The 6,536-nt window shown below is 37.3% G+C and carries 5 protein-coding genes; all 5 read right to left on the bottom strand.

All coding sequences use genetic code 11. The annotated features are described in order from the left end of the window. Positions 1-763 precede the first annotated feature (763 nt). The 5 genes from ASU00_RS21635 to ASU00_RS21615 all read right to left on the bottom strand — a co-directional run bounded on the left by ASU00_RS21635 (position 764) and on the right by ASU00_RS21615 (position 6,532). Positions 764-2,437, bottom strand: coding sequence for a glycoside hydrolase family 13 protein (locus tag ASU00_RS21635; protein WP_057915532.1), 1,674 nt, complete (start codon positions 2,435-2,437; stop codon positions 764-766). Between the two features lie 29 nt (positions 2,438-2,466). After that, on the bottom strand, positions 2,467-3,288 hold the full coding sequence (locus ASU00_RS21630) for a carbohydrate ABC transporter permease (protein WP_057915531.1): 822 nt from the start codon (positions 3,286-3,288) through the stop codon (positions 2,467-2,469). Next, the gene (locus tag ASU00_RS21625) at positions 3,288-4,121 is read right to left on the bottom strand and encodes a carbohydrate ABC transporter permease (RefSeq protein ID WP_082630560.1); all 834 of its coding nucleotides are present in this window, start codon (positions 4,119-4,121) and stop codon (positions 3,288-3,290) included. The genes ASU00_RS21630 and ASU00_RS21625 overlap by 1 nt, the downstream gene beginning before the upstream one ends. 46 nt (positions 4,122-4,167) lie before the next feature. After that, entirely contained in the window at positions 4,168-5,397 is a 1,230-nt protein-coding gene (locus ASU00_RS21620; RefSeq protein ID WP_152983814.1) for an ABC transporter substrate-binding protein, read from the bottom strand. Positions 5,398-5,539: 142 nt separating this feature from the next. Next, a complete protein-coding gene (locus ASU00_RS21615; RefSeq protein ID WP_057915536.1) occupies positions 5,540-6,532 on the bottom strand; it encodes a LacI family DNA-binding transcriptional regulator in 993 nt (330 codons plus the stop codon). Positions 6,533-6,536: the final 4 nt, after the last annotated feature.

Raw genomic sequence — 6,536 nt, 5'->3', positions numbered from 1 at the left:
GTTTTGAGCAAGCTGCTTAGTAAAAAGATGTCCAATTTATTGGGGGCAGTGCAAAAGCCGAGGAGGCTCACGGACCGCCTGCAGTGAAAAAAAACGTACATGTACAAAGCATTCAATAAAGATTGCAATTTCGATTCTAACATTAGTTTTCAAGCGAGTACACTGATAAATTGATAAAGTCATAATAAAGAAAAAAAGAAGTTGAATGCCTACTATATGTAGATAATCAACTTCTTTTAAATTTATTAGATATTGATAAAGATTTCTGTAGTTTATTCAAAGAAAACACTTTTTCAGTAGTCTCAATACATATCCAAGGTCGAGAACAGGGAGGCATACGCCATGGAACTCTCACCCTTAATGAGCGAGTGCTTGAAATGAAAAGAAGCTATCAAATTCGAATTCTTCCAAAACATTGGTTATTTGTGGTTCCATCTAAAATTTCTAATGCAGAGTGGAATGAAACGGAGGGCGCGAGTCTCCTGCTTAGAAATGCGCGTTAACGTGAGACCCCGCAGGCTGAAAGACAAGGAGGCTCAAGGACCGCCTCTGGATAAGGGAGCGCCTGCAGTGGAAAGGAACGGGCCAAGTACAGCTCTTCCAGCTATGTGGGCTATGATATACTAACTTATTATTCCCGCATAGTGGAAACCAACGTTCAAATGGCACTCATCCATAAAAAATCTATAGACAAACTCGATTTTCATCCAAGTTTGTCTACAGCCTGAAACGTACCAAAAGGTTAAGTTTTTCCGATATAAAGTTACTTTAAAAGATAAACGCGCGCTTCATAAGGTTTTAATGTAGTAGAAGAAATATCCTCACTGCCTTGATCCGCATAGTTATGGATTAGCAACTGTCCAGCTTCAAAGCTAAGATGTTCTGGCCATTCAAAGGAGGCTGCTTCTTCTGTAAAGTTACATAAAACAAGTAATGTTTCGTTATCTAAAGTTCGTGTATACGCATAAATTCGCTCATTTTCTTTTAAAATAAGATCATATGCACCATATACGATTATGTCATATTCTTTTCTTAACTTAATTAGCTTTTGATAGTAGTAAAAGATAGAATTCGAGTCTGCCAATGCTTGCTTCACATTTATCTCGCCATAGTTTGGATTCACTTTTAACCAAGGAGTACTTGTTGTAAAGCCAGCATTTTGACTATCGTCCCATTGCATAGGAGTCCTGGCGTTATCACGTCCTTTCATATAAATGGAATCCATGACTTTTGCATGATCCTCTTGGCCCTCCGTTACTTTTTCGCGGTACATATTCAGAATCTCAATATCATTATAATCATCAATATCAAATGTAACATTTGTCATGCCTATTTCCTCACCTTGATAAATATAAGGCGTTCCCTGCATCATATGAAGGAATGTTCCCAGCATTTTTGCGGATTGGACTCGGTAGGATGTATCATTTCCAAAGCGGGAGACCATTCTTGGTTGATCATGGTTGTTTAAATAAAGGCTATTCCATCCTTTTCCTTCCAACCCTATTTGCCATTTTGTCATACATTCTTTAAGATCGATCAGCTTTAAAGGCTTTACATCCCATTTTCCGCCTGGTCCTGAGTCTAATTCCATATGTTCAAATGTGAAAATCATATTTAATTCAGTACCTTCATGATTCGCATATTTAGTGGCATCTTCAACGGATGCCCCCGGACATTCGCCAACCGTCATCATGTCATACTTCGAAAGTACCTCACGATTCATCTCTTGTAGATACTCATGCACACGAGGACCATTCATAAAGAAATCGCCACCCCAATCGTAAAGCTTTCCGCCTGGAGTGCTTGGCAATCCTTCCGCTTTCGAAATGAGGTTAATCACATCCATGCGAAAACCATCGATGCCCTTATCAAGCCACCATATCATCATGTCATGAATTTCTTTTCTTACTGTAGGGTTTGCCCAATTTAAATCAGGCTGTTTTTTGCTGAACAGATGAAGGTAGTATTCATCTGTTTCTTTATCATAATGCCAAGCTGAACCACTAAAGACTGAGGTCCAATTGTTTGGCTCCTTTTCATCATTGCCGGGGCGCCAAATATAGTAGTCTCTGTACGGATTATCTTTTGATGAACGTGATTCAATGAACCACTGATGTTCATCTGATGAGTGATTAACAACTAAATCCATCATTAATTTCATCTCACGTGAATGTAATCCTTCTAAAAGTTCATCCCAGTCATTCAAGGTACCAAACTCATCCATTATGTTTTGATAGTCACTAATATCATAGCCATTATCGTCGTTTGGAGATTTGAAAACAGGAGAAAGCCAAACGACATTGACTCCTAATTCCTCCAAATAATCAAGCTTTGAAATAATTCCACGTAAATCTCCTATTCCGTCCCCATTACTATCCATGAAACTTCGTGGATAAATTTGATAAACAACACTTTCTTTCCACCATTTTTTCTCCAAGTTTATCATCCTTCCTCATATGATTCTCGTTATTTGACAGCACCTTTTGTCACACCACTAATAATCCATTTTTGAGCTATGACATAAACAAGGACCATGGGGGAGAGTGCCATTAAATACGAGGCAAATGCTAAGTTGTAATTGGTAGTAAACTGTGATTGGAAAACATATTGAACTAGTGGCAATGTCATCGAATCACGATCACTTAAAATAACAAGCGGTAACATAAAGTCATTCCAGGCCCACAAACATGTTAAAATCCCCACAGTTGCGTTTATAGGGCTTAATAATGGAAAAATAACTTTCCAAAAAACAGTCCAAATACTTGCTCCATCTACATAAGCCGCTTCTTCTAATGATTTGGGTATCGATCGTATATAGCCAACATAAATAAAAATATTAAAAGCCAAACCGTATACAATATACAGAAAGATAAGTCCTGTCATATTATTTAATCCAAAAAGGCTAGTTTGCTTGACGACAGGCAGCATAATGATTGGAAAAGGTACAAACATCGCACTAACAAAATAGTAATAAAGAAACTTAAAAAATCGCTTATGCATATTACGTGCAATGGCATATGCGACCATCGAATTTGTCAAAAGTGTAAGAGCCACTGTAAAGACTGTAACGATAAAGCTATTTTTAATGGATTGAAAAAAATTCGTCAGACGAATGGCTTCTGTGAAGTTTTCCCATCTTAATGTATTTGGCAGAGATAAAAGGGATCTACTCATTTCATCAGGCGACTTGAATGCTGTTACGACTGTTAGGTAGAGGGGAAATAAGATAACCAGTGAGCAACATATTAGCAGTATGGTTAAAGGCCAATTTACTTTTTTACTTTCCATTACATATCCACCTCACGTTTTTGAAGGAATTTAATTTGCAGGACGGAAATAACGACAATTAAAATAAAGTAGATTACGGAATTTGCTGACTGATAAGCGAATTCCCCTCCTGAGAAGCCCCCTTTATATATCAATACCGAAATGGCTTCCGTAGACTGACCAGGACCTCCATTTGTCATGGCTATAATATGGTCAAATACCATTAAAAAGTTCTTCATTGCAAGCACCATATTAATGGTGAAGAAAGATGCGATAAGTGGGAAGGTAATGTGTAAAAAACTTTTCCATTTTCCCGCACCATCTAAGCTGGCAGCTTCGTACAATTCAGTTGGAATCGTTTGTAATCCTGCTAAATAGAGAATGGTATTAAATGCCACAGCTTGCCATACAGCCACAATTACAATCCCTATCCATGCTAAATCCGGGTTACCAAGAATATTTTGTGTTAAAGATGTAATGTTCAATTGTTCAGCAATTTGAGGTATGAAAAAAGCAAATAAATAATTAAAGATAAAACCAACGATTAATACGCTTAGAATATTTGGCACGAAAAACACCGCTCTAAGTGTATGTTGAAATTTAATCTTTGCATTAAGTCCGAGGGCAATAGCCAAGCTAATGATATTTACGAGTATAGTGGAAACTATGGCAAATTTAAATGTAAAGCCATAGGAAGCCAATATACGCTGGTCTTTGAATAAGTTCACATAGTTTTTAAAGCCGACAAAATTAAAATCTCCATACCCCTTATAATTTGTAAAACTATAAATCATACCTTGAAAAACCGGAACTGTATGAAATATGAAAAATATTAAAAATGCTGGAAGCACCATCCAGTAATAAACTTTGGATTGTTTAGCCACGCGTTTTTCCCCCTTGTTATTCTCTCGCTTTGATCTTATTCCACTCACTATCCAGCTTTGCCAGGAACGGTTTGACTTGTCCTTTAATCAGGAAGTCCTGAATTAAATTGGCAGCTTGCATACTCGCAGGAAAGTAGTGTTCCGGAAAACTAGTGATTTTTTGTTGTTCAAAGTAAGGGTTTAGCTCCTTTAATGCTTCGTCCTTTTGTAAGACTTGTTTAACAGCTGAAAAACTGTTTTGTTCGTTTATGTAATACTGTGAATTTTCCTTTTCTAATAAAAAATGAATGAACATTAACGCTTCTTTTTTATGGGGTGTATCTTTTGACATGGTTAAGGCAGTATCCACGCCTGATACGAGTTTGTTTTCAGATGGATCATTGGATGCAGGTAAGGGAAAGGAGCCGAGATTAATCTTTGGGTTAATGGCTTTAATTGCTGAGATCGCCCAGCTTCCTTGGATATACATAACTGATTCTCCATTTGCAAACGCCCGATTTCCTGCATTATAGTCACGACCAAAATTATCTTTGTGACCGTAATCTAGCAATGTAAGCATTTTTTTTAACGTTTCTTTGTAACGCTCTGTAAAAGTTGTTTTATTAGAATTACGATCTTGAATGAAGTTGTCACCTTGCAAGTTTCCTGCTAAGGCATTAAATGGGACCATTGCAGTCCAAGCATCTTTATACGTAAAATAAAAAGGTATTTCCCCCTGTTTTTGAATCTTTTTTGATACGTTAATTAATTCATCCCATGTTTTAGGTACTTGTAACCCTAACTCTTTAAACTTGTCCTTGTTATACAAGAGCATATTTGCATTCGTCGCGAAGGGGATGCCATTATCTTCTTTATTCGTTCTGCCTAATAAATTTAGCATATTAACATAATCTGGTATAACTTTTTCGATGGCGGAATCTTCCGAAAAATCATAAAACAAGCCTTCTTCTGCAATATCGCCATATGTAGTATTTCCTCCAATTGCCAACAGATCTGGTACATCTTCTTTCACCAACCTCGTCCGTAATACCGTCTCCGAATCAGGAACGTTATTCTGTTCAATATCAATAGTTGGGTGCATTTTTTCAAACCTTTCAATTAGTTGATCAAACGTCGCTACAGCTTCAGGCTTGTTTTGAAAAAATTCAATATGGATTTTTTCATTAGCTGTTGTTTGGTTAGTACAGCCCGTTAGTAAACTGGCTATCAAAGCTGTGGTACAGAGGCAACTCCACATTTTTTTCATATTCTTTTCTCCCATCTTTCGATTTTTTATGTTTAAGTAAACGTTTACTCAAACGGAACCATCCATGATAGTAAACGTTTACGTTAAGTTCTTTATTAGTGGAGTGATAACAGTGTAATCACCCCAACTTGTAACTTCCCCTTTATTCGCTATATGAATGGACTGTATCACGTTCAGCAATATGGTGAGGATAAAGCGGATTTACTTTTAAAGCTGGATTCAATAATAGTTGAATGGAATCCTTCCCCATCTTATATAAAGGCTGCGCTACCGTTGTAAGCGGGGGAATGGCCTTCTCAGCTGTAGCTGTATTATCGTAGCCGATCAGTGATATACGTTCAGGCACTCTGATTCCTCTTTTATATAAAAGTGATAAGGCTCCTACAGCCATTTCATCGCTTGCACAAAATACTGCTTTTACTTTTGGATAACTTTTTAATAGTTTGTCCATTCCCTCTATACCACTCTTGAAAGAAAAATCCCCATACGTGATCATTTCATTGGTCACGGTTATCCCTACGTCATTCAATGCGTCTGTAAAGCCTTTTACACGTGGAGTTGTCGAAATGGCATCGCTTTTTGTTCCTGCAATCATTCCAATATGTGAATGCCCTTTTTTTACTAAATACGTCGTGGCATCGTAAGCAGCTTGATAATCATCAACTTTAATAAAGGGAAGGGGATAGTCTGATTGAGTTGCCACTAATACAACAGGTACATTATTTGTTTCAATTGCTTTATAGTAATCTAGTGTGATAAATTCACTGACGATAATAATTCCATCCACCCGTTTTTCATACAATGCATGCAAGTAGTTGATCGTTCGTTTACCATCATGATTCGTTTTACATATCATTACGCTGTAACCAAACTCATGAGCTTGCTCCTCAATTCCTGCTAAAACCTCACTGGCAAATAAATCGGATACATTGGGAACAAGTACCCCTATCGTTTTTGTTTTGCGATTAATTAGACCGCGTGCAACGGCATTAGGTTGATAACCAAGTTCTTTGATTACTTTTTTTACTCGCTGCTGCGTTTCATCCGAGTAGCCAGGCAAATTATTTAAAATGCGAGAAACAGTCGCAACGGATACATTTGCTTGTTTTGCTACATCTTTAATGGTAATCGACATGTTG

The sequence above is a fragment of the Peribacillus muralis genome (assembly GCF_001439925.1).
Taxonomy (GTDB): domain Bacteria; phylum Bacillota; class Bacilli; order Bacillales; family DSM-1321; genus Peribacillus; species Peribacillus muralis.
The sequence above is the reverse complement of the archived record's forward strand: the minus strand, read 5'-3'. Positions and strand labels throughout refer to the sequence as shown.